A 24,391-nucleotide genomic window follows, 5' to 3' on the forward strand; every position below is an offset into this window, starting at 1 on the left:
AGCTTTCGCTGGGGTGACGGCGGTGGCAAATGCTTGTGTTTAGTATCGAGGCCGCGTCAGCCGACCAGCGCCAGCCGTGTCTCCGCCGGTTTCAGTGCCACGTTATCCACATCCTGCAGGCTCTCAATCTGTCCGGCGAGTTCGCCGTCGAGCAGGAAATCGCGCCCCAGCAGCAAGCGGGCGGCGCGGCCGTCGGGTAGCGCGGCGTTGACCCATACCTCGCCGCGCGCGCCGCGGTGCGTGGAGAGCAAGTCGGCAAGCTGGCGCATCGCGGCGATGCTGTGCACGTCGGCGACCAGATTGAAGCGCGCCAGGCTGGCGAGTTGCTCGAACGGCTGGATACGCTTGACGCTGACGCGCGGCGTATCCTCACCCGGGCGACGATCGAGTTCGACGGTCAGCACGCCGCAGCCGCCATTGCGCGCGGCCTCCTCGAGATCGGCGGCGACATTGTCGTCGAAGCAGGTGGCGACGAACTGGCCCGACGGATCGGACAGGGTCGCCATCATATAGCGTTTCCCACGCGCCGACGTGCGCCAGCGGGCATCCTCGACCAGCGCCGCCATGGTCGCGCCGGCCCGCGTGCCGTCGTCGGGGATCTGCAGATCGGCGAGCGCGGAGAATTGGCGGACGCCATGCGCGCGGGCGAGATGGGCGTGGCGATCGACCGGATGCGCGGAAAAATAGAAGCCGAACGCTTCCTTCTCCTGCTCCATGCGCTGCGCCATGGTCCAGCGCGCGCTGAGCGGCAGCTTGATATCGGGCTCGGCTGCTTCGTCGCCGCCGAACAGACCGCCCTGCCCGCTGGCCTTCATCTCCTGCGTGCGCGACGCAGTGGCGAGCAGTGTCTCGGCGACAGCGAAGATGCCGGCGCGATTGTCATTCATGCCGTCGAACGCGCCGGCCCCGGCCAGCCCTTCCAGCTGGCGCTTGTTGAGCAGGCGCGGATCGACGCGGCGGGCGAAATCGTCGATGCTGGCGAAATAGCCGTTCTGCTTGCGCTCGATGACGAGCTTCTCCATCGCCCCTTCGCCGACGCCCTTCAACGCGGCCAGCGCGAAGCGGACGGCCAGGCCATCCTCGGTCGCCTCGACGCTAAATTCCGCCTCGCTATTGTTGACGCACGGCGGGACGCAGGCGACGCCCAAGCGCCGCATGTCGTCGGCGAAAATGGCCAATTTATCCGTCAGATGCAGGTCGTAGCACATCGAGGCTGCGAAGAATTCGTGGGGGTAATGCGCTTTCAGATAGGCGGTCTGATAGGTCAGCAGCGCGTAAGCCGCCGAGTGACTCTTGTTGAAGCCGTAGCCGGCGAACTTGTCGATCAAGTCGAACAGTTCGTTGGCCTTGGCTGGCCCGATATTATGCGCCGCCGCGCAGCCCTCGACGAAGGTAGCGCGCTGGTCGTCCATCTCCTTCTGGATCTTCTTGCCCATCGCGCGGCGCAGCAGATCGGCGCCGCCCAGGCTGTAGCCGGCGAGGATCTGCGCCGCCTGCATGACCTGTTCCTGGTACACGAAGATGCCGTAGGTTTCCTTGAGGATACCCTCCAGCAGCGGGTGCGGATATTCGATCGGCTCGTCGCCATTCTTGCGCCGCCCGAACATCGGGATGTTGTCCATCGGGCCCGGGCGATACAAAGCGTTGAGCGCGATGATGTCCTCGAACACGGTCGGCTTCACGGCCGTGAGCGTGCGGCGCATGCCCTCGGACTCGATCTGGAACACGCCGACGGTGTTGCCGCTCTGGATCAGCTTGAAGGTCTTTTCGTCGGTCCATTCGAGCCCGTCGAGATCGACCGTGATGCCGCGCTTGGCGAGCAATTGCACCGCCTTCTTGAGCACCGACAGCGTCTTCAGCCCGAGAAAATCGAACTTCACCAGCCCGGCGCCCTCGACATATTTCATGTCGAACTGGGTGACGGGCATGTCGGAGCGCGGATCGCGATAGAGTGGCACGAGCTGCGCCAACGGGCGATCGCCGATCACCACGCCGGCGGCGTGGGTGGAGCTGTGGCGCGGCAGGCCCTCCAGCTTCATCGCCAGATCGATCAGGTGGCGGACGTTGGCGTCCGACTTATATTCGTGGTGGAATTCGCTGACGCCGTTGAGCGTGCGCTCCAGCGTCCAGGGATCGGTCGGATGGCTGGGGACGAGCTTGGCCAGGCGATCGATCTGGCCGTAGCTCATCTGCAGCACCCGGCCGGTATCCTTGAGCACGGCGCGGGCCTTCAGGCGCCCGAAGGTGATGATCTGCGCGACGTGATCGCTGCCGTATTTCTGCTGCACGTAGCGGATCACTTCCTCGCGCCGCGTTTCGCAGAAATCGATGTCGAAATCCGGCATCGACACACGTTCCGGGTTGAGGAAGCGTTCGAACAGAAGGCCGAGTTTCATCGGATCGAGATCGGTGATGGTCAGCGACCAGGCAACGACAGAGCCGGCGCCCGAGCCACGGCCCGGGCCGACCGGGATGTCGTGATCCTTGGCCCATTTGATGAAATCGGCGACGATCAGGAAGTAACCGGGGAAGCCCATCTGGATGATCACGTCGAGCTCGAAATCGAGCCGCTTGCGGTAATCCTCCTCGGTCGTGTCGGGGGCGAGGCCCTTCTTGAGCCGCTCGGTCAGCCCGGCATGCGCGTCGGCGCGCAGCGCGAGCGCTTCGGCGTCGCGGTCGCCAGCGAGGCTCGGGAGGATCGGCTTGCGATACGGCGCGGAAACGGCGCAGCGCTGCGCCACGACGAGCGTGTTGGCGATCGCTTCGGGCAAATCCTCGAACAGCGCGCGCATGTCCTTGGCCGGCTTCATCCAGGCATCGGGCGAGCTGCGCGGGCGATCGTCGCTGGCGATGTAGGTGGAGTTGGCGATGCACAGCAACGCATCGTGCGCCTCGCTGAAATCCTCGTCGGCGAAGCAGCATGGGTTGGTGGCCACCAGGGGCAGGTTGCGGGCATAAGCGAGATCGAGCAGCGGCGCTTCGGCCTTGCCTTCGATCTCGTCGAGCCGGCGGGTGAGCTCGATATAGAGGCGGTCGGGGAACAGCCTTTCGAGCCGGTCGGCATAGGCTTCCGCGCGACCGAGCTGGCCTTCGGCGAGCAGCCGCGTCAGCCCGCCTTCGCGGCCGGCGGTGAGCGCGATCAGGCCGTCGGCATGCTTGGCCAGCGTCTCAAAGCTGACATGCGGCGAGAGTTCGAGCGGGCGGCCGAGATGGGCCTGGCTGACCAGCTCGCAGAGATTGTCATAGCCGGTCTCGTCCTGCGCATAGAGCGCGAGCCAATCGAGCGGGGCGTCAATGCCCTCGGGCATGTCGGGCCGGCACACGCCCAGCATGGTGCCGATGATCGGCTGCACGCCCGAACCTTTGCAGGCATCGGAATAGGCCATGGCGGCGTACAGGCCGTTGCGATCGGTCAGCGCGGCGGCGGGGAAGCCGAGTTCGGCGGCGCGTTTGGCGATCGCCTTCGGTTCGATCGCGCCGTCCAGCATGGTGTAGGAGGAGAAGATACGGAGCGGCACGAAGGCGGAATGCGACATGCGTGTGACTATGCCGCCTTTGCTTGATTCGCGTAACCGCCTGCTCAAAAATTCTTGTGGGAGATGGGCTTACCGGGCCCCCTGCCCGTCACCCCAGCGAAAGCTGGGGTCTGGTGCGGCTTCTGTAATGCTGCCAGCCGCTTGAGATCCCAGCTTTCGCTGGGATGACGGTTGTGGCTGGGCCTACAGCAGTTTTTCGATGTCCGCCTTGATGTCCGCCGGCTTCGTCGTCGGGGCATAGCGTTCAACGACCTGGCCGTCCTTGCCGACGAGGAATTTGGTGAAGTTCCACTTGATCCCCTCTGTGCCGAGCAGGCCGGGTGCCTGCTTTTTGAGCTCGACGAACAGGGGCGCCGCATCGGCGCCGTTGACGTCAACCTTGGCAAAGACCGGGAAGGTCACATCATAGGTCAGCGAGCAGAAATTGGCGATCTCCGCCGCGTCGCCCGGCTCCTGCCCTCCGAACTGGTTGCACGGAAAGCCGAGCACCTCGAAGCCTCGGTCCGCATACTCGCGGTGCAACGCTTCGAGGCCCTCATATTGCGGGGTGAAGCCGCATTTCGAGGCGGTGTTGACGATCAGCAGCACCTTGCCAGCATAGGCCGAGAGATCGGCCGAGCTGCCGTCGGCGTTCTTGACGGTGATATCGGTGATCGCGGTCATGCAGGCGTTCCTTCGTGGCGGGCGAGCAGGAAGTTGAGGTTCTGGCGCACGCCGGGCCATTCGTGCGCGAGGATCGAATAGACCACGCTGTCGCGCAATCGCCCGTCGGGCAGCAGCTGATGACCGCGCAGGATCCCATCGCGCTTGGCGCCAAGCCGCTCGATCGCGGCCTGCGAGCGCTTGTTGAGGAAATCAGTGCGGATCTGCACGCATTGACAGCCGAGCACCTCGAAGGCGTGCGTGAGCAGCAGCAGCTTGGCCTCGGTATTGACGCCGGTGCGCTGGACCGTCTTGGCGTAGAAGGTGCCGCCGAGTTCAAGCCGGCGGTTGGCCTCGCTCATGCGCATGAAGCGTGTCGTGCCGATGATCGTGCCTGCCGGATCGAGCACGACGAACGGCAATGCGCGCCCATAGTCGCGTTCCCGCAGCGTCGCCGCCATGAACGCATCGGGGTTCTTCAGCTGCGCGACATTGGCGTAGAACGTGTCCCACAGATCGTCCGCCGCGGCGACCGCGACCAGCGCGTCCTTGTCGTCTTCGTGCAGCGGGCGGAGCGTGACGTGACGGCCGATCAACGTCGGCGTGCTCCGCCACAGGCTCATGCCAGGCGGCCCTCGTGCAACCGCACGACGCGGTCCATCTTGGCGGCGATGCGCTCGTTATGCGTCGCGACCAGCGCTGCGGAGCCTTCGTCGCGGACCAGGCGGAGGAACTCGGCGAGCACGATATCGGCGGTGGCTTCGTCGAGATTGCCGGTCGGTTCGTCGGCCAGCACCAGCGCGGGGCGGTTGGCCAGCGCGCGGGCGACGGCGACGCGCTGCTGCTCACCGCCGGACAGCTGGCTCGGTCGGTGCGTCAGGCGGTGGCCCAGGCCCAGCGCGGTAAGCAATTGCGCGGCGCGCTCATCGGCCTCGGCGCGACTCTTGTCCTTGATCAACTGCGGCAGGACGACGTTTTCCGTGGCGTTGAAATCGGGCAGCAGGTGATGGAATTGATAGACGAAGCCGAGCTGGTCGCGGCGCACCAATGTGCGGCCATGTGCGTCGAGCTTGGCGGCTTCCTTGCCGGCGATCTCGATCGAGCCGGCAAAGCCGCCTTCGAGCAGCCCGACGGCCTGCAGGAGCGTGGATTTGCCCGAGCCCGAAGGACCGAGCAAGGCGATGATCTCACCCTGGCCGACGGTAAGATCGATGCCGCGCAGGACTTCGATCGTCACGTCGCCCTGGACGAAACTGCGCTGTAGGCCGGTGACGCGGAGGATGTCGGTCATGAAAAACTCCTCCCCGGTACGGGGAGGTGGCATGCGAAGCATGACGGAGGGGGTGTGCCGGCAACGCTACAGTTGCGTGCGTGGAGCCCCCCCTCCACCATTCGCGTGAAGAACGCGAATGGTCCCCCTCCCCGTTCCGGGGAGGAATTGAAGTGATCATTCATAACGCAGTACCTGAACGGGATCGGTGCTCGCCGCCTTGAACGCAGGGTAGAGCGTGGCGAGGAAGCTGAACACCAGCGCCATCAGCGCGATCGCGACGATTTCGACCGGATCGGTCTTGGAGGGCAATTCGGTGAGATAGCGGATCGAGGGATCCCACAAGTTCTGGCCGGTCACGAGCTGGACGAAATTGACCACGCCCTGCCGGTAGAACAGAAAGACGAAGCCGAGCAGCAGCCCGGCAAGCACGCCCAATGCGCCGATCGTCGTACCGACGACCATGAAGATGCGGATAAGACCCACCCGCGTGGCCCCCATCGTGCGCAGGATGGCGATGTCGCGCGTCTTGGCGCGGACCAGCATGATCAGCGACGAGAGGATGTTGAACACCGCGACCAGGATGATGATCGACAATACGGTAAACATCGCCACGCGCTCGACCGCCAGCGCCTCGAACAATTGCGCGTTCATCTGCCGCCAATCGGCAATCACGCCCCTGCCCTGCAGCTTGTCGGCAAGCGGCGCGAGGATCGTCTGGACGCGATCGGCATTGGTCGTCTGCAACTCGATCATGCCGACATTGTCGCCGAGCAACAGCAAGGTCTGAGCATCCTCCATCGGCATGATGACGTACAATTTGTCGTAATCGTACACGCCGATCTCGAAGATCGCGCCGACCGTATAGGAAACAATGCGCGGCACCGTGCCGAACGGCGAGGTCTGACCCTGCGGGCTGATCAGCGAAATCTGACTGCCGACCACCGCGCCCAGTGCCTCGGCCAGCCGAGAGCCGATCGCGATCGTGCCGCTATTGGCGGTCAGGCTGTTGAGCGATCCGGCGACCAGCTTGGTATTGATCGTCACATTGTTGCGAATGTCCGCCACACGCATGCCGCGCACCAACACGCCTTCGACACGACCATTATAGGTCGTCATCAGCGGTTGTTCGATCAACGGCGTGGCCTTGGTCACGCCAGGGGTGGCCTGGGCCGTCTTGACGATATCGCGCCAGTCGGGAAGTCGCCCGCCGACACCCTGCACCACGGCATGGCCGTTCAGCCCGACAATCTTGTCGAACAATTCGGCGCGAAAGCCGTTCATCACGCTCATCACGATGACCAAGGCGGCGACACCGAGCATCACCGCGACCAGGCTGATGCCGGCGACGAGGAAGATGAACGCCTCGCCCTTGCCGGGCAGCAGATAGCGGCGCGCGATCATGCGTTCGTAGCGGGACAGGATCATAAAGGGATGGTTACGCTTGTGCCCGAGGAGAGACGCGCTTTCTCTACGGCGCTGTACGGGCGCTGGCAACTAAGGCGCTGGTGTGGCGGAATCGACACAGGGTGGGCGCAATCCAACGGCGCACCGCACATAGGCGGTGACAAGAACCGGTACACAACCTAGCAACACAATCACTGAGACACAGGCAATGGCCGTGGTTCGGGGATTGAAGCTTTCAGTTCCGCCTTACGGGGCGTGTAGCGGGAGCGGGAAATGGGGGCTGACGAGCGATCGTCACGCAGGACGCCCGGGCTGGCAACGGCCCGGGCGTTTGCTTTTGGGCGAAGGCGCACGTGCCGGTCCGCCCGCGGATCGCCCAAAACGGCCGGCGGGCGGCGCTTCCGCCGACCCGGCCGACGGCTTTGCCGTGGGCGCCTATCCAGCCACTAAATTCCCTCTCCCGCCTGCAGGAGAGGAGCGAGACTTGGGCTGCGCACTTCTGCGCGGTCCTGGTCGCAGCGGTGAGGGTCTTCTTTTGGTACAGCGGGCGAACAAAAGAAGAAGACCCTCACCCAACCCTCTCCCGCGAAGGGCGGGAGAGGGCTTTAGGGCAAGAGATCAGAACGACTTGCTTACGGTCAGCCCGTAGGTTCGCGGATCGCCCGGTTGCCCGACGATCAACCCGGTGCTGCCCGACTGGGTGGAGAGCAATTCGAAATAGTTCTGATCGAACGCGTTGCGCACCCAGCCGAACACGTTGAAATCATCCTTGCGATAGCCGGCGCGGACGTTGGACATGGAATAGCCCTCGATCCAGGTATAAGCCGATGGCGACGGGTTAGACGAGAAGCGCGAGCGATAATTGCCGTCATAGCCGATATAGACTTCGCCGCCCGATCCGCCGACCGGGACATTGTATTCAGCGCCGTAAGAGAAGGACCATTTCGAGATGCCGGGCAGGCGTTGGCCGGAAATGTCGCAGGCCACGGCGCTGTTGGCCCCCGGTACGCCGGCATTGCCCGATGCGCCGACCACGACCGTGCCACCGGACAGTTCGGGCGGGCACGGCGCGTTGGTGAACTTCTGATAGGTCGAATCGGTATAGGCGCCGTTGACGTAGAGGTTGAGGCGCTGGCTCGGGCGGAAGCTCGAATCGAATTCGAAGCCGCGCGAGCGCACCTTGGCGGCATTGGCGAGATAGCCGCGGATGACGGTCAGCTGGCCGTTATTCACCGTCGCCTGGTAATCGGCGACTTCGGTCCAGAAGCCGGCGAGGTTGAGCGTCACGCGACGATCGAAGAACTGGGTCTTGAGGCCGACCTCGTAATTGTCGACCTTCTCGGGCTTTACCGTCTGCGTGCTGAGATCAACGCCAGTGCCGGCGGCATTGAGCGGCAAGCCGGAGAGATTGATGCCGCCGGACTTGAAGCTCTTGGCGTAGGTCGCATAGCCGTGAATATCAGCGGAGAAGTCGTAGGAAGCGGTGATGTCGCCCGAGACGTTCCAATCGCTGAACTTGGGCGCATAGCTTTGCGGTGCGAGCGTCGCGCACTGGTCGCGCACCACGCTGCTGGTAGGCGCCGGATCGCAGATCACCAGCGCGCCCGCGCCGTTGGTGACGACAGAGACATAGGAGCCGCTTTTCTTGTCATAATTGACGCGCAGGCCAGGCTGGAGGTGGAAGCCCTCGAACAGCTCGTAATTGAGCTTGCCGAACACTGCGAAACTGGTGTTGTCGAAGCTGATCGTGTTGGTCGAGGTGAGCCCATTGAGCACCGCCGGGTTGCACGCATTGGCGGTCAGCGTCGCACAGCCATTGGCCAGGAAGGGCGGATTGCCTGGGTTGAGCAGATAACGGCTCGCCGCCGGCCCCTGCACCTGCGAACCCTGCGTATCGATCGTCTGATGGAAATAGAACGCACCGACCGTGTACGCGAGCTTGTCCGCGCCGTTCGAGGCAAGGCGGATTTCCTGCGACACCTGCTTTTGCTGCGACGGGTTCTGCGAGATCGTGGTGATCGGCAGGCCGATGAAATCGCGATCATTCTGCGGCTGCCAGTCCCAATAGCGCCACGCGCTGACCGAGGTGAGCGTGGCCGCCCCGAGATCCCAATTGGCAACCAGCGAGACCCCGCCGATTTCCTGGCGCGACCGGATCCCGGCATCCAGGTCCGTCACGCGATCGAATGGGTTCTTGCTTGGCGGCGTATAGCCGAAGGCGGCGGCGAGCGCGTCATATTGGCGGCTGAGCGGGCGCTGCGTGGTTCCGACGCGCGCAAAATATTGCACGCAGCAATCCGGGCTCTGCACGTTGAAATCGCCCGACAAGGTCAGATCCAGCGCATCGGTCGCCTTCCACAGCAATTGGCCGCGCAGCCCGAGGTTGCGCAGGCGATGCAGATCGTCGCCCGAGCTGCTATTGTAGATCGTGCCTTTGCGGGTCGTTGCCGACGATGACAGGCGCAGCGCGAGATTGTCGGTCAGCGGCCCCGACACCGACGCTTTGGCCTGGACGAAATTGTAATTTCCACCGCTTAGCTCGACCTTCGCCTCGGGCTCGAAGCTTGGCGGGCGGGTGGTGATGTTGAGCGCGCCGGCCGTCGTGTTCTTGCCGTAGAGCGTACCCTGCGGCCCACGCAGCACTTCGACCTGCGCGACATCGACGAAATCGAATGTCGAGGCGCCGATGCGCCCAATATAGACGCCATCGACATAGAAGCCGACGCCCTGCTCAATGCCGTCATTGGTCAGGCCGAATGGCGCGCCGAGGCCGCGAATGTTGATCGCCGAGTTGCGCGGATTGCTGGAATAGAATTGCAGGCTCGGCTGCTGCTGCTGCAGCCGGTTGACGTTGAACGCGCCGGTGCGTTCGATCTCGGCACCGCCGATCACCGAGATGGCGATCGGCACTTCCTGCACCCGCTCCTCGCGACGCCGCGCGGTGACGACGATGTCGCCCGAGCGCCCCTCGGGGTCGGCCCCATCGGCGGCGGCGACCGGCGTCTGCTGAAGCGGCGCTTCCGGCGGCGCGGCGGTGAGCGGCGCGGCAGTCGACACCATCAAAACATACCAAGCGTGTGCGAGCATCGGGATCCCCTTGTCGCCATTGCGGCGGTTGGCGATCATAATGCCTATTAATTTGGTGGGCTTTTATACGAAGAACTTTTGGGGGGCGAAGTTGAACTTCATCGCGTTGAAAAGGCCGGACTTTGTTGCGCGATTATGGCGCTGAGCGAACAGTCGCGGCGCGAGATTTTGGTTAGCGCCGGGATGACAACGCTGGCAGATCGGCGGGACGCGCTGCGGGCACGAGCCGAGTCCGGTCGCGACGGCTGATGCGACTTAGCGTGGCGCCCCCCAATCTGCTGCGCCGCGACTGGGCCCCGGCCTTCGCCGGGGAACGTATCGGTCAGGCCGGCGGCGGCCTGCCTGGATCAGACCAGGCGGCTCTGCTTCACTGCCGCCGCGACGAAGCTGGCGAAGAGCGGGTGCGGGTCGAACGGTTTGCTCTTGAGCTCGGGATGGAACTGCACGCCAACGAACCACGGATGATCCGGGCGCTCGACGATCTCGGGCAGCATGCCATCCGGCGACATGCCGGAGAAGACGAGACCGCCCTTTTCCAGCGTGTCGCGGTAATGCGTGTTGACCTCGTAGCGGTGGCGATGACGCTCGCTGATATCGTCGGACTGATAGATCGAGGCGACGACGCTGTTGCCGTCGAGCTTGGCTTCATAGGCGCCGAGCCGCATGGTGCCGCCGAGATCGCCATCCGCCTCGCGCTTCTGCACGCCTTCCGCGGTCATCCATTCGGTGATCATGCCGACCACCGGCTCGGACGTCGGGCCGAATTCGGTCGACGAGGCGTCGGGGATGCCGCCGAGGTTCCGCACGCCTTCGACACAGGCCATCTGCATGCCGAAGCAGATGCCGAAATAGGGCACTTTGCGCTCGCGGGCGAAGCGCACGCTGGCGATCTTGCCTTCCGCGCCGCGCTCGCCGAACGCGCCGGGCACGAGGATCGCGTGGAGCGGCTCGAGCTTGGCAGCGATATCGCTCTCGGGCTGCTCGAACAGTTCGGCATCGATCCACTGCACGTTGACCTTGACACGGTTGGCCATGCCGCCGTGGACCAAGGCTTCATTGAGCGACTTATAGGCATCCGGCAGGCCGACATATTTGCCGACCACGCCGATCGTGACCTCGCCTTCGGGGTTCTGCAGCCGATCCATGATATCGGCCCAGCGATCGAGCAAAGGGGCTTCGCCGGGTTCGATGCCGAACGCGCGCAGCACTTCCGAATCGAGGCCCTCCGCGTGATATTGCTCGGGCACCGCGTAGATGCTCTTGGCGTCTAGCGCGGGGATGACGGCCGCCTGCGGCACGTTGCAGAACAAAGCGATCTTGGCGCGGTCGCTGGCCGGCAGGAATTGCTCGCAGCGGCATACCAGCACGTCGGGCTGTACGCCCAAGGCGGCGAGTTCGCGCACCGAATGCTGGGTCGGCTTGGTCTTCAATTCGCCGGCGGCGGCGATGTACGGCACCAAGGTGACGTGGATGCTGACCGAATTGCCGCGGCCAAGATCGTTGCGCAGCTGGCGAATCGCCTCGATGAAGGGCAGCGATTCGATGTCGCCGACGGTGCCGCCGATCTCGCACAGGACGAAATCGAGATCGTCGGTCTCGGCCTGGGCGAATTCCTTGATCGCGTCGGTAACGTGCGGGATGACCTGCACGGTGGCGCCGAGATAGTCGCCGCGGCGCTCGCGGGCGATGATCTGTTGGTAGATGCGGCCGCTCGTGATGTTGTCCGACTGACGCGACGGCACGCCGGTGAAGCGCTCGTAATGGCCGAGATCGAGATCGGTCTCCGCGCCGTCGTCCGTCACATAGACTTCGCCATGCTGGTAGGGCGACATCGTGCCGGGATCGACGTTCAGATACGGATCGAACTTGCGGATGCGCACGCGGTAGCCGCGCGCCTGCAGCAACGCCGCGAGGCTCGCTGCCATGAGACCTTTACCGAGCGAGGAGACCACGCCGCCGGTGATGAAAATAAACCGCGCCATGGGAGCAAATGCCTAGCGTCTATCGGGCCGCGACGACAAGCGCGCGACTCCGTCAGGTGAGTAATAAAGTTGCGAAGGTGCGCGCTTACTGCGCGAGCGGCACCGCATCGTTGGTGACCGGCGCCGGGGCCTGGATCGCCGTGCCGTTCGCCTGATCGACCGCCAGCGGCGCCGTTGCCGCCGGCGCGACCGCGGCCGGCTTGCGCGCCAGGCTGGGATCGATCTTCACCGTCTGGCGGTTGGCCGCGAGCACCGCCAGCACGATGCTGAGCACGACGAACGCCGAAGCGAGCACCGCCGTCGAGCGCGTGAGGAAATCCGCTGCACCGCGCGCCGACATCAATCCGGACGGGCTGCCGCCCGTGCCGAGGCCGCCACCTTCCGACTTCTGCATCAGGATTACCGCCACCAGGGCGGCCGCGACGATGGCGTGAATGACGAGCAGAAAAGTGAACATGGGGTGCGGTTACGTTTCTTGGCTGTTCCGGAAGGCGGGCACATAGGCGAGGCTGCGCCACCAATCAACCGCCCTGCCGGTATGACGAACGCATGACCGCGCCATTAACAATTCGTTGTGCCACTGAAACCACCCGCGCTTGCGGGCGTTATATGTCCGATGCCACGATCCCTCCGGCATCGGGTATTGGTGGAAGTTGACCGTGGCGACTGTATTGGAAAAACCATCTTTCGGCTCTGCGCTCGGTTCCTGGATGCAGGCGCTGGTCGATTATGTGCGATCGGGCGAACCCGATCTGACCAATCGCCAAATGGCCCTGTTGCTGGTCGTCTACCTGAAACCAGGGCCGCATACGGTGCGTGGGCTGGCCCGTGCGTTGAACGTTTCCAAGCCCGTGGTGACGCGCGCCTTGAACCGCCTTGGCAGCCTGGGCTATCTGCGCCGACAGCGCGACGATACCGACAAGCGGAACATCTTCGTCGCGCGGACCACTGAAGGGGCAGATTTTCTTGAAGAGTTCGGGCATTTTCTCGGCGAGGTCGAGCAGCCAAGCGCCCGCCGGGCCGTCGCGTAGCAGCTTTGCGCTGGCCGGTCGGTCGGCGAAACTCGATCCCCGGACACACGCAGTGCGTGGCGATCTAGCCGATCTGCGGCTTGCGGACCGTGTATTCGCGCCACATTACGCTGCTCCCATGACGGTGGTCCTGGAGAATGATGTGATCCTCCGCGAAGCAGCACCCATGAATTCGGCCGAGATTGCCCAGCTCCGCGCTGGCGAGTCGTTCGAGGTGCTGGAATTGGCCGGGAGCAATGCCTGGGGCCTAGCGCCGGCACAGGGACTGGTCGGCTATATCCTTGCCTCGGCAATCGGGCCGCAGGCGTGACCGCCACTGTCTTCATCGATGGCGCCGAAGGCACGACCGGCCTGGAAATCCGCGAACGGCTGGCCGGGCGTAGCGATATCGCGCTGATCCAACTCGACGATGCCAAGCGCAAGGATGTCGACTCCCGCCGCCAAGCGCTGAACGACGCTGACTTCGTCATCCTGTGCCTGCCCGATGACGCCGCGCGCGAAGCGGTCGCGCTGATCGACAATGACCGCACGCGCGTGATCGATGCATCGACCGCCCACCGGATCGGCGACGGCTGGACCTATGGTTTTGCCGAACTCGAGCCGGGCCAGATGGCGGCCATCGCCGAGGCGAAGCGGGTGAGCAATCCGGGCTGTTATCCCACCGGCTTCCTGGCATTGGTGCGCCCCCTGGTGCGCGCGGGGCTGGTGCCGGTCGATTGGCCGCTGACCGTCAACGCGGTTTCCGGCTATTCCGGCGGCGGCAAGGCGATGATCGCCGACTATCAAGACGCCGCCACCCCGCCGGCGGCGCGCGCTTACGGCCTGGGTCTGGCGCATAAACATGTCGCCGAGATGCAGAAGCATGCCCGGATCGAACATGCGCCGATCTTCGCGCCAGCGGTGGTGAACACCTATCGCGGCATGATCGTCGAGGTGCCGCTGCCGCTGCACATGTTCTCGCGCCGCCCGAGCCTGCACGTGTGCGAAGCCGTGCTGGGCGAGGCGTATCGCGACTTCGCGCTGATTCGGCTGGGCGAAGGCGACGCGGCGACGGTGAGCATCGCGGACGATGCCGGCAGCGACCGGCTGACGATCCGGGTGTGCGGCAACGCCGATACCGGCCAGGCGCGGTTGATCGCCACGCTCGACAATCTCGGCAAGGGTGCGGCCGGCGCGGCGGTGCAGAACCTCAACATCATGGCCGGGTTCGATCCTGTGGCCGGACTTACCCTCTAAGCGAAAGAGCCTTCATGCAGCGCAATCCGGTAAACAAGTTGCTCCTGTTCGGGGCGACCGGCGATCTTGCTCAGCGCATGTTGCTGCCATCGCTGTACGGGCTGCACGCCGACAAATTGTTGCCCGAAGGCCTGACCATCACGGGCGCGGCGCGGTCGGAGCTCGACGATGCCAGCTATCGCGACTTCGCCAAGAAGGCGCTCGACGAATTCCTGCCCGATGATCGCAAGGACGAGACGGCGATCGTCAGCTTTCTCGAGCGGCTGTTCTACCAGGCGGTCGATCTCTCCGCCGAGGATACGTTTGCGCCGCTGGCGGAAAAGGTCGGCGACGTCTCCGGCGGCCTGGCGATCTTCCTGTCGACCGCGCCGTCGCTATTCGAACCGGCGATCAAGGGGCTCGAAAAGGTCGGGCTGACCGGCGAGACGGTGCGCATCGGGCTGGAGAAGCCGCTCGGCTATGATCTCCAATCGAGCCGCGAGATCAATGATGCGGTGTTCCACGCCTTCCCGGAGCCGCGCACCTACCGGATCGATCATTATCTCGGCAAGGAGACGGTGCAGAACATTCTGGCGCTGCGCTTCGGCAACACGTTCTTCGAGCCGATCTGGAATGCCGGCGGGATAGCCAGCGTGCAGATCACCATCGCCGAGACGGTTGGGCTGGAGGATCGCGCCGGTTATTACGAAACCGCCGGCGCGCTGCGCGACATGGTGCAGAATCATATCCTGCAATTGCTCGCTTTGGTGGCGATGGAGCCCCCTGCCCGCTTCGACGGAACCGCGGTGCGCGACGAGAAAGCCAAGCTGTTCCACTCGTTGCGGCCGATGACACCGGCCGACGTGGAGCAGCAGACCGTGCTCGGGCAATATTCGGCCGGTGCGGTCGAGGGCGAACTGGCCAAGAGCTATACCGACGAGCTGGGCAAGCCATCGAATACCGAGACGTTCGTCGCGCTCAAAGCCCATATCGATAATTGGCGCTGGCAGGGCGTGCCCTTCTACCTGCGCACGGGCAAGCGCATGGCGACGCGCCGCTCGGAAATCGTCATCCAATTCAAGCCGGTGCCGCATTCGATGTTCGCGACACGTGGTGGCAAGTTGCAGCCCAACACACTGATCATCCGCTTGCAGCCGGAGGAATATGTCCAGCTGCTGGTGATGGCCAAGGAGCCTGGGCTCGACCGCGACGGCATCCGGCTGCGCGAAGTGCCGCTCAACCTGTCGCTGGACAATGAGTTTGCCGGGACGCGGCGGCGCATTGCCTATGAGCGGCTGCTGCTGGATCTAATCGAAGGCGACCAGACATTGTTCGTGCGCCGCGACGAGGTTGAGGCGCAATGGCGCTGGATCGATTCGATCCGCGACGGCTGGGCGGCCAACGGCACCAAGCCCAAGACCTATCCGTCGGGCACCTGGGGTCCCTCGACCGCAACGGCGCTGACCGAGCGCGACGGGGTAACCTGGCACGACGATTGACCTACTTCCAGCCCTCTCCCGCTTGCGGGAGAGGAGCGAGACTTGGTTCGCCTTCTCCAGGCGGGCCTAGTCGCAGCGGTGAGGGTCTTCTTTTTGGCTAGCGTCGAAATGAAGAAGACCCTCACCCAACCCTCTCCCGCAAAGGGCGGGAGAGGGCTAAGAGCCAGAAACACACATTGGAATTATCATGAACGACGAACACGAAATCGAATGGTGGGATTATGACGATGCCGAGGAGATGGCCGCGGCCGTTGCCGGCGATATCGCCTTCATCATCGAAAGCGCGATCGATGCGCGCGGCGCGGCGGTGATCGCGCTGTCCGGCGGCAAGACGCCGATCCCGATCTACGCCAAGCTGGCCGAAGCGAAGATCGACTGGAAGCGCGTGACGATCATCCCGACCGACGATCGTATCGTGCCGCTTGGCGATCCGCTGAGCAACGTAACGATGATCGCCAAGACCTTCCTGCCCAAGGGCGCGCGCGTCATGCCGATCGTCAGCGACAAGGCGGCGGACTATAAGGCGGCGGGCCGCTCGGCCGATGCGCTGATGCAGGATCTGCACTGGCCGCTCGATCTTTGCCTGCTTGGCGTCGGCACGGACGGGCACACCGCCTCGATCTTTCCCGGCCCCGATTTCGAGGAAGCGATCGCCGGGCCGAAGGAACGTCGCGGGCTCGGCGTGATGCCCGATCCGCTGCCCAAGGACGCGCCTGTGCCGCGCGTGACGCTGAGCCGCGCTGCGATCGTCTCGGCCAAGGCCTTGCTCATCGCCGTCACCGGCGCCGAGAAGCGCAAGGTGATCGAAGCCGCGATCAAACAAGGTCCGTCGTCGAGCTACCCGATCGGCCGCGTGCTCGCGGATGCCGAGCTGCCCGTGGATATCCACTGGAGCGAATGATGACGCGCGCCCTCCGTCACCGTTCTCCTGCGCACGCAGGAGCCCAGGGTACCGCGCGCGGCGCTCGTGGCTCTGGGCCCCTGCTTTCGCAGGGGAACGTGGTGAAATGCGGGACAAGGGAGGGGGCTTGGTCATGACACTTCATCCGGAGATCGCCGCCGTCACCGATCGCATGATCACGCGCTCCAAGCCGACGCGTGATGCCTATCTGGCGCTGATCCGGCATGAGCGGGAGAATGGCCTGGAGCGGCCGAACCTGGGCTGCGCCAATCTCGCGCATGGTTATGCCGGCACGGACGAGGATCGCGATGCGATGCGGCCGTGCGATTCGATGAATATCGGCATCGTCACCGCCTATAACGACATGCTTTCCGCTCACGCGCCTTACTATCGCTACCCCGAGCAGATGAAGGTGTGGGCGCGCGAAATCGGCGTCACCGCGCAGGTCGCCGGCGGTGTGCCGGCGATGTGCGATGGCGTGACGCAAGGCTATCCCGGCATGGAGCTGTCGCTGTTCAGCCGCGACACGATTGCGATGAGCACCGCGATCGCGCTCAGCCACGGCCTGTTCGAAGGCGCGGCCTTGCTCGGCATCTGCGACAAGATCGTCCCCGGTCTGTTGATGGGCGCGCTGCGCTTCGGCCATCTGCCGATGCTGCTGATCCCCGGAGGCCCGATGCGCACGGGCCTCGCCAACAAGGCCAAGGCGGCGGTGCGCGAGCGCTATGCGGTGGGCGAGGCCAGCCGTGAAGAACTGCTCGACGCGGAGATCGCCGCCTATCACGGCAAGGGCACCTGCACCTTTTTCGGCACGGCCAATTCGAACCAGATGATGATGGAGATGATGGGTCTCCATATCCCTGGCGCGGCGTTCGCCAATCCGGGCACCAAATTGCGCCAGGAACTCAGCCGTGCGGCGGTGCACCGCATTGCCGCGATCGGCTGGCAAAGCGAGGATTACCGCCCGCTCGGCCACTGCGTCGACGAGCGCGCGATCGTCAATGCGGCGATCGGGCTGCTTGCCACGGGCGGCTCGACCAACCATCTGATCCACTTGCCGGCGATCGCCGCCTGCGCCGGGATCGTGATCGACTGGGAGGATTTCGATCGCCTGTCGAAAGTCGTGCCGCTGATCGCCCGCGTCTATCCCAATGGCTCGGCCGACGTGAACCAGTTCGAAGATGCCGGCGGCATGCCGTATGTGATCCGCGAATTGCTCAGCGAAGGGCTGATGCATGGCAACGTGCTGACCGCCGGCGGCGCGACCATGGCCGATTTCGGCACCAAGCCCGAGATGCAGGACGACGTGCTCGCCTGGAGTGATCCGGGGCCGAGCAAGGACGAGACGATCGTTCGTCCGGCCGCGTCGCCCTTCTCGACCGAGGGCGGCTTCCGCATTCTCGCCGGCAATCTCGGCCGCGCGTGCATCAAGGTCAGCGCGGTCGATCGCGATCGCTGGACGATCGAAGCGCCCGCCCGCGTGTTCGAAACGCAGCAGCAGGTGCAGGACGCGTTCAAGGCCGGCGAACTCGACCGCGACGTGATCGTGGTAGTGCGCTTCCAAGGGCCGCGCGCCAACGGCATGCCCGAACTGCACAAGCTGACCCCGCCATTGGGCGTGTTGCAAAACAAGGGGTTTCGCGTCGCTTTGGTCACCGATGGGCGCATGTCCGGCGCCAGCGGCAAGGTGCCGTGCGCGATCCATTCCAGCCCCGAGGCGTTGGGCGGCGGGCCGCTCGGCAAGGTGCGCGATGGCGATATCATTCGGCTGAGCGCGGAGACGGGCGAGCTGGTCGCGTTGGTTGATCCGGTCGAGTGGGCGGCGCGGGACTTCGCCGTCGCCCCTGCCCCCGCGATCGGCATGGGCCGGGAATTGTTCGCGCTGATGCGCACACAGGCGAACGAAGCGGAGCGTGGCGGATCGGCCATGCTGGCGGCGATGGGCTGGTAAGGAATGACGATGGATATCGAAGCGATCATGCGCACCAGCGCGGTCATCCCGGTGCTGGTGATCGATGATGCCGCCACTGCCAGGCCTTTGGCCGAGGCGTTGGTCGCGGGGGGACTGCGCGTGCTGGAAGTGACGATGCGCACGCCGGCCGCGCTGGATGCGATCCGTGAGATGAAGCAGGTGCCGGGCGCCATCGTCGGGGCCGGCACGGTGGTGGATACCGCACAGTTCGAGCAGGTCATGGCGGCGGGGGCGGAGTTCATCGTCTCGCCCGGGCTGACCGATCGGCTGGGCGGCGCGATCGTGGAGAGCGGCGTGCCGTATCTGCCGGGCATCGCCAATGCCGGCGACATCATGCGCGGGCTGGATCTGGGGCTGACGCACTTCAAATTCTTCCCGGCCGAGGCGTTGGGCGGGCTGAAGGCGTTGAAGGCGCTGGCCGCGCCATTCTATCAATGCCAATTTTGCCCGACCGGCGGGATTACCGAGGCAAGTGCCCCGGATTGGCTGGCGTTTGCACCGGTGCTGTGTGTCGGCGGGAGCTGGGTGACCGGCGGGACGATGGCGGACGTCGAGGCGAAGGCGAAGGCGGCGAGCGGGTTGCGGGGTTAAAATCCTCCCCGGCACGGGGAGGCGTCAGCCGCAGGCTGACGGAGGGGGTGGGCCGGCAGCGCTACCGTCGCGTTGCCAGCCCACCCCCACCACCACCCGGCTGAAGAAGCCGGGCGGTCCCCCTCCCCGTTCCGGGGAGGATCTACATCTCGCCTCTTGCCCGTCTTATCGCATACCATTTCTGCACATTGGCATTGTGCTGTTCCAGCGTGTCGGCAAACACATGTCCGCCGGTCCCATCCGCGACGAAATACAGCGCGCTGGATTGCGCCGGATCGAGCACCGCAGCGATGCTCGCGCGCCCCGGATTGGCGATCGGCCCGATCGGCAGGCCGACCTTGGCATAGGTATTGTAGCCGTTGTCCGCCTGCAGCTCGGAGCGCAGAATACGGCGTCCCAGCGGGCGGCCCTTGGTCACCGGATAGATAACGGTGGGATCGGCCTGGAGCGGCATGCCGCGCTTCAAACGATTGGAATAGACCGCCGCCACGGTGCGGCGCTCGGACTCCTTGCCGGTTTCCTTCTCGACGATCGAGGCGAGGATCAGGGCGTCGCGCGGCGTGGTGACGGCGATGCCGGGTTTGCGCTTGGTCCAGGCCGCGGCGAGGTAGGTGGTCATCGCGCGCTGCATGCGCTGGACCATCGCGGCGCGGGAATCACCGCGCTGGAAGCTGTAACTATCGGGCAGGATCGTGCCTTCGATCGGCACGCCGATCTTGCCCGTCATGCCCTTGGTGTTCATGATCGCATCGCGCGCCATGATCGAGGGCCAGCCTTCGGGGATGGTGACGAAGCGCTGCAGCGTGCGGCCGCCCTGTAACAGCTTCAGGATATCGGCCTGGCTGAGCTGCGCGGGGATGCGATATTCGCCGGCCTTGATCCCGGCGCCACCGCCGAAGATGCGCGCGAACAGCTTGAACCTGCTCGCCGACGAGATCGCGCCGGCCTTTTCCAGTTCTGCCGCCGCACCGGCCATGCTGGTGCCCGGCGCGATTTCGACCGTAATGTTGCGCTTGAGCGGGCCGCTGCCGCCCCATTGCTGGAGCACGATGAAGAAGACGATCACCACGATGGCGGCGACCAACAGGCCGGCGCAGCCGAGCTTCTTCATCGAACTTCCCCGTTTCACTGCGCTTCCCCGGCAGAGGCCGGGGCCCAGTCGCGATGGTTGAGGTAACTTTGCGCAATGCTAGCCAACGACTGTTCCTCGACTGGGCCCCGGCCTTCGCCGGGGTGGCGGCACGGATGGGTTATGACACCGCCTTCATGACGAGCGACGCGTTGGTGCCGCCGAAGCCGAAGCTGTTGTTCAGCACGGCCTTGACCTTCCGCTCCTTGGCCTTGTGCGGCACCAGATCGACGCCGACGCAATTCCCGCTGGGATTGTCGAGGTTGAGCGTCGGCGGCACGATCTGGTCGCGCATCGCCAGGATGCAGAAGATGCTCTCCACCGCGCCGGCGCCGCCGAGCAGATGGCCGATCGCCGACTTGGTCGACGACATCGACATGGTGTCGATATTGTTGCCGAACAACCGGCGCACGGCATTGAGTTCGAGCTCGTCGCCGAGCGGCGTCGAGGTGCCGTGCGCGTTGATGTAATCGATATCGGCGAGATCGAGGCCGGAGCGTTTTACCGCCATCTGCATCGAGCGGAACGCGCCCGAACCTTCGGGGTGCGGGGCGGTCACGTGATAGGCGTCGCCCGACATGCCGTACCCGACCACCTCGGCATAGATCTTCGCGCCACGTGCCTTGGCATGCTCATATTCCTCGAGACAGACGACACCGGCGCCTTCGCCCATCACGAAGCCGTCGCGATCCTTGTCCCAGGGGCGGCTAGCGCGCCATGGCTCGTCGCGGAAATTGGTCGACAGCGCGCGCGCCTGGCCGAAGCCCGCGATACCGATCGGGCAGATCGTGCCCTCGGCGCCGCCCGCCAGCATGACGTCGGCATCGTCCATCGCGATCATCCGGGCGGCATCGCCGATCGAATGCGCGCCGGTCGAACAGGCCGTGACGACGGCGTGGTTGGGGCCCATCAGCCCGTATTTGATTTGCACTTGGCCGGTGATCAGGTTGATCAGGCGCCCGTGCACGAAGTGCGGCGAGACGCGGCGCGGGCCTTTTTCGTGCAGCACGATCGATTCGCTCTCGATCCCCGGCAGGCCGCCAATGCCCGAGCCAATCGAGCAACCGGCGCGATATTTCTGCTGCTCGGTCATGTCGAGCAGGCCGGCATCTTCGAGCGCCTGGCCGGCGGCGTCGATGCCGTAGATGATGAACGGATCGACCTGCCGCTGGACCTTGTGATCGACGCGTTTGCCCGGATCGAAGCCATAGGGGTGATCCGGGGCCTTCACTTCGCAGGCATAATTGCTGTGATACTCGGTCGCGTCGAAACGCGTGATCGTCTCAGCCCCCGATTTGGCGGCGAGGATATTCGCCCAGGCGGTTTCGACATCGGCGCCCAGCGGCGTGACGAGTCCAAGTCCGGTTACGACAACGCGGCGCATGGGCGTTCTCCGTTAAGTCTTAAAATGCGAACGGCCCCCCACCCCTTGGCGATATGCCGGGACGGAGAGCCGATCATATGGTCTTCAATCATCGGGCGCTGCCGGTGCCGCAAGGGCAACGGCAACGACCGGCGATCAGGCCTTGTTCTCGTCGATGAAAGTGATCGCGTCCTTGACGGTCGTAATCTTCTCGGCTGCGTCATCGGGGATTTCGACGCCGAATTCTTCCTCGAACGCCATCACCAGCTCGACGATATCGAGGCTGTCTGCGCCCAGATCGTCGATGAAGCTCGCGTCCTCGGTGACCTTGTCGGCTTCGACGCCGAGATGCTCGACGACAATCTTCTTAACGCGCTCTGCGGTCTCGCTCATGGGTATCGTCCCTCTATCGCTGGGGGTTTGGGTAATTCCTGAACGCACCTAGAACGGGGTTGGTGCCCTTGCAAGGGGCGCACAGGGTTGGATGGGGATCAAATCATCGCCATCCCACCATTTACGTGCACGGTTTGTCCCGTGACATAGTCAGCTTCGCGACTCGCAAGATAGACCACGGCGGCGCCGATATCGGCGCCTTGGCCCATCTTGCCGGCAGGGATGCGCGCGTTGAGCGCCTCCTTCTGGGCGTCGGGCAGCGCGTCGGTCATCGGCGACGTGATGAAGCCGGGCGCGACGCAATTGACCGTGATGCCCCGCGACGCGAGTTCCTGCGCCAGCGCCTTGGACATGCCGACCAGCCCGGCTTTCGAAGCGGCGTAATTGGCCTGGCCCGGATTGCCGGTCGTCCCGACCACCGAGGTGATCGACACGATGCGCCCGAAGCGCGCCTTCATCATCGGCCGCGCGGCAGCGCGGGCGAGCCGGAAGGCCGCTTCGAGATTGACGCGGATCACCATGTCCCACTCCTCGTCCTTCATGCGCATGACGAGATTGTCGCGCGTTACGCCGGCATTGTTGACCAGGATATCGAGCGTGCCGAGCGCCGCGACTGCGGACGGCACCAGCGCATCCACCGCAGCGCCATCGGATAGATCGCACGGCAAGGCGACATGATCGCCACCGAGGCTATCCTTGAACGCCTCGAGCTTGGCCTGGTTGGAGCCGGATACAGCAAGCCGGGCGCCTTGCGCGGCGAGCGCTTGCGCCACGGCCGAGCCGATGCCGCCGGACGCGCCGGTAACGAGGGCGGTCATGCCTGTGAGGTCGAACATCTCTTAATCTCCGAGGTTGATTGGTTCGCGCAGAGGCGCGGAGGACGTAGAGACGTGGTTATTCACCAATCTGCGTATGCCCTCTTTAAGCGTGTTGCCGCCGAAATTGATGAGCAGCCCGACGGGCTGATTAGTCAGTCTGAGATATGTCAGCAATTGCTTAGCGTGGACCGGCAGCAGGCGTTCGATCGATTTGATCTCAACGACGAGACGCTGATCGACCAGCAGATCGATCTTGAAAGCGCCCTCGAAATGCATCCCATCGAAATCGATGCTGATCGGCTGTTGCCGCGCAACGGCGTAGCCCATCTTCATCAGCCGTCCCGCCAGCAAGGCCTCATATACGCTTTCCATGAGGCCGGGGCCAAGTTCGCGTTGCAGCCGCAAAGCGACATCGAGTACATCTCCGCTGACCTCGTCGATGTCTTTCACTTCTTCTCCGCGTCCTCCGCGCCTCTGCGCGAACCAACCTTCTTAAAGCGTCTTAGCCATCGCCTCGATATCGTCCATCGAGATCACACTAGCCGTCTCGACGTCAGGCGTGATGCGCTTGACCATCGGGGCCAGCACCTTGCCGCCGAATTCGACGTAGCGCTCGACGCCCGCCGCGGTCATCGCCAGCACCGATTCGCGCCAGCGGACCATGCCGGTGACTTGTTCAACGAGCAGGCGGCGGATCGTGTCGGGGTCGCTGACGGGCGCGGCGGTGACGTTGGCGAAGACGGGGACGAGCGGCGCGGCGATGCGCGCTTCGGCCAGCGCCTTCTCCATCGCGTCGGCCGCCGGCTGCATCAGCGGACAGTGGAACGGGGCGGAAACGGGCAGCAGGATGCCGCGCTTGGCGCCCATGTCCTTGGCCAAAGCAATGGCGCGCTCGATCGCGCCGCGATGGCCGGAGATGACGACCTGGCTTGGATCATTGTCGTTGGCGACGGTGCACACTTCGCCCTCCGCCGCGGCATCGGCGATGGCCTGGGCCTTGGTGAGGTCCGCGCCGAGCAACGCGGCCATCGCCCCCTCGCCGACCGGCACTGCGGCCTGCATCGCCTGGCCGCGATGCTTGAGCAGGCGCGCGGTGGTGGCGAGATCGAACGCACCGGCGGCGCACAGCGCAGTATATTCGCCGAGCGAGTGGCCGGCGACATAATCGGCCTTGTCGGCCAGGCGAATGCCGCCTTCCTGCTCGAGCACGCGCAGCGTGGCGATGGCGTTGGCCATGATCGCCGGCTGGGCATTTTCGGTGAGGAGAAGCTGGTCCTCCGGCCCTTCGGTCATCATGCGGTAGAGATGCTGGCCCAGCGCGTCATCGACTTCCTGAAACACCGCCTTGGCGATCGGACTGGCCTCGGCAAGCGCCCTGCCCATGCCGACGGCCTGGCTGCCCTGGCCGGGAAAAATAAATGCGCGCATGTTTCGCTCCTGATTTCAGGCGTGCGGCCTAGAAAGGCGCGCGCGCTCTGGCAAGCTTGCGACACTTTGCGACCATTTACGCGTTGGGCGGGACAGGGTTGCGACAAGTGACCCCTAAATAGGTTCT

21 protein-coding genes are annotated in these 24,391 nt (G+C 64.6%); 7 read left to right on the forward strand and 14 right to left on the reverse strand.

Annotated features, from left to right (window positions below; translation table 11 throughout):
- Nucleotides 1–56: 56 nt before the first annotated feature.
- The 8 genes from dnaE to secG form a co-directional block, all read right to left on the reverse strand.
- Nucleotides 57–3,536 carry a DNA polymerase III subunit alpha gene (gene dnaE, locus U1739_RS03380; protein ID WP_332703972.1) on the reverse strand — a complete coding sequence of 1,160 codons (3,480 nt, stop codon included), beginning with the start codon at nucleotides 3,534–3,536 and terminating at the stop codon, nucleotides 57–59.
- A 183-nt stretch (nucleotides 3,537–3,719) separates the two neighbouring features.
- Nucleotides 3,720–4,199: a glutathione peroxidase gene (locus U1739_RS03385; RefSeq protein ID WP_332703974.1), complete on the reverse strand. Its 480-nt coding sequence runs from the start codon at nucleotides 4,197–4,199 to the stop codon at nucleotides 3,720–3,722.
- Complete coding sequence (locus U1739_RS03390; protein ID WP_332703978.1) at nucleotides 4,196–4,801, reverse strand: GNAT family N-acetyltransferase; 606 nt, start codon at nucleotides 4,799–4,801, stop codon at nucleotides 4,196–4,198. The genes U1739_RS03385 and U1739_RS03390 overlap by 4 nt, the downstream gene beginning before the upstream one ends.
- A complete protein-coding gene (locus U1739_RS03395) occupies nucleotides 4,798–5,469 on the reverse strand; it encodes an ABC transporter ATP-binding protein (RefSeq protein WP_332703980.1) in 672 nt (223 codons plus the stop codon). The genes U1739_RS03390 and U1739_RS03395 overlap by 4 nt, the downstream gene beginning before the upstream one ends.
- 156 nt (nucleotides 5,470–5,625) lie before the next feature.
- A complete protein-coding gene (locus U1739_RS03400) occupies nucleotides 5,626–6,876 on the reverse strand; it encodes a lipoprotein-releasing ABC transporter permease subunit (RefSeq protein WP_332703981.1) in 1,251 nt (416 codons plus the stop codon).
- A gap of 597 nt (nucleotides 6,877–7,473) precedes the next feature.
- Nucleotides 7,474–9,942, reverse strand: coding sequence for a TonB-dependent receptor (locus tag U1739_RS03405; RefSeq protein ID WP_332703983.1), 2,469 nt, complete (start codon nucleotides 9,940–9,942; stop codon nucleotides 7,474–7,476).
- Between the two features lie 347 nt (nucleotides 9,943–10,289).
- Nucleotides 10,290–11,924, reverse strand: a complete 1,635-nt coding sequence (gene pyrG / locus U1739_RS03410; RefSeq protein ID WP_332703985.1) for a CTP synthase — start codon at nucleotides 11,922–11,924, stop codon at nucleotides 10,290–10,292.
- Nucleotides 11,925–12,009: 85 nt separating this feature from the next.
- A complete protein-coding gene (gene secG / locus U1739_RS03415) occupies nucleotides 12,010–12,381 on the reverse strand; it encodes a preprotein translocase subunit SecG (protein ID WP_332703988.1) in 372 nt (123 codons plus the stop codon).
- Nucleotides 12,382–12,634: 253 nt separating this feature from the next.
- Between secG and U1739_RS03420 the strand changes: the two genes are divergently transcribed.
- The 7 genes from U1739_RS03420 to eda all read left to right on the forward strand — a co-directional run bounded on the left by U1739_RS03420 (nucleotide 12,635) and on the right by eda (nucleotide 19,133).
- Nucleotides 12,635–12,955, forward strand: coding sequence for a MarR family transcriptional regulator (locus tag U1739_RS03420; RefSeq protein WP_332704859.1), 321 nt, complete (start codon nucleotides 12,635–12,637; stop codon nucleotides 12,953–12,955).
- Nucleotides 12,956–13,073: 118 nt separating this feature from the next.
- The gene (locus tag U1739_RS03425; protein WP_332703990.1) at nucleotides 13,074–13,265 is read left to right on the forward strand and encodes a hypothetical protein; all 192 of its coding nucleotides are present in this window, start codon (nucleotides 13,074–13,076) and stop codon (nucleotides 13,263–13,265) included.
- On the forward strand, nucleotides 13,262–14,191 hold the full coding sequence (gene argC, locus U1739_RS03430; protein ID WP_332703993.1) for an N-acetyl-gamma-glutamyl-phosphate reductase: 930 nt from the start codon (nucleotides 13,262–13,264) through the stop codon (nucleotides 14,189–14,191). Before U1739_RS03425 ends, argC begins: the two co-directional genes overlap by 4 nt.
- Before the next feature lie 14 nt (nucleotides 14,192–14,205).
- Nucleotides 14,206–15,669, forward strand: a complete 1,464-nt coding sequence (gene zwf / locus U1739_RS03435; RefSeq protein ID WP_332703995.1) for a glucose-6-phosphate dehydrogenase — start codon at nucleotides 14,206–14,208, stop codon at nucleotides 15,667–15,669.
- 187 nt (nucleotides 15,670–15,856) lie between these two features.
- Nucleotides 15,857–16,570: a 6-phosphogluconolactonase gene (gene pgl / locus U1739_RS03440; RefSeq protein WP_332703997.1), complete on the forward strand. Its 714-nt coding sequence runs from the start codon at nucleotides 15,857–15,859 to the stop codon at nucleotides 16,568–16,570.
- A gap of 172 nt (nucleotides 16,571–16,742) precedes the next feature.
- Nucleotides 16,743–18,521: a phosphogluconate dehydratase gene (edd, locus tag U1739_RS03445; protein WP_443025501.1), complete on the forward strand. Its 1,779-nt coding sequence runs from the start codon at nucleotides 16,743–16,745 to the stop codon at nucleotides 18,519–18,521.
- 3 nt (nucleotides 18,522–18,524) lie between these two features.
- Nucleotides 18,525–19,133 carry a bifunctional 4-hydroxy-2-oxoglutarate aldolase/2-dehydro-3-deoxy-phosphogluconate aldolase gene (gene eda, locus U1739_RS03450; protein WP_332704001.1) on the forward strand — a complete coding sequence of 203 codons (609 nt, stop codon included), beginning with the start codon at nucleotides 18,525–18,527 and terminating at the stop codon, nucleotides 19,131–19,133.
- Between the two features lie 142 nt (nucleotides 19,134–19,275).
- On the opposite strand, the gene mltG is transcribed toward eda, so the two are convergent.
- The 6 genes from mltG to fabD form a co-directional block, all read right to left on the reverse strand.
- Nucleotides 19,276–20,244 (reverse strand): endolytic transglycosylase MltG, encoded by a 969-nt coding sequence (gene mltG, locus U1739_RS03455; protein ID WP_332704003.1) that lies wholly within the window; start codon nucleotides 20,242–20,244, stop codon nucleotides 19,276–19,278.
- A gap of 139 nt (nucleotides 20,245–20,383) precedes the next feature.
- The gene (fabF, locus tag U1739_RS03460; protein ID WP_332704005.1) at nucleotides 20,384–21,646 is read right to left on the reverse strand and encodes a beta-ketoacyl-ACP synthase II; all 1,263 of its coding nucleotides are present in this window, start codon (nucleotides 21,644–21,646) and stop codon (nucleotides 20,384–20,386) included.
- A gap of 135 nt (nucleotides 21,647–21,781) precedes the next feature.
- The gene (locus tag U1739_RS03465) at nucleotides 21,782–22,018 is read right to left on the reverse strand and encodes an acyl carrier protein (RefSeq protein WP_332704007.1); all 237 of its coding nucleotides are present in this window, start codon (nucleotides 22,016–22,018) and stop codon (nucleotides 21,782–21,784) included.
- A gap of 98 nt (nucleotides 22,019–22,116) precedes the next feature.
- Nucleotides 22,117–22,854, reverse strand: coding sequence for a 3-oxoacyl-[acyl-carrier-protein] reductase (gene fabG, locus U1739_RS03470; RefSeq protein WP_332704009.1), 738 nt, complete (start codon nucleotides 22,852–22,854; stop codon nucleotides 22,117–22,119).
- Nucleotides 22,855–22,857: 3 nt separating this feature from the next.
- Nucleotides 22,858–23,286 carry a GxxExxY protein gene (locus U1739_RS03475; RefSeq protein WP_332704011.1) on the reverse strand — a complete coding sequence of 143 codons (429 nt, stop codon included), beginning with the start codon at nucleotides 23,284–23,286 and terminating at the stop codon, nucleotides 22,858–22,860.
- A gap of 42 nt (nucleotides 23,287–23,328) precedes the next feature.
- Nucleotides 23,329–24,264, reverse strand: a complete 936-nt coding sequence (fabD, locus tag U1739_RS03480; RefSeq protein WP_332704013.1) for an ACP S-malonyltransferase — start codon at nucleotides 24,262–24,264, stop codon at nucleotides 23,329–23,331.
- Nucleotides 24,265–24,391: the final 127 nt, after the last annotated feature.

It is taken from the genome of Parasphingomonas puruogangriensis (assembly GCF_036663635.1).
GTDB lineage: Bacteria > Pseudomonadota > Alphaproteobacteria > Sphingomonadales > Sphingomonadaceae > Sphingomonas.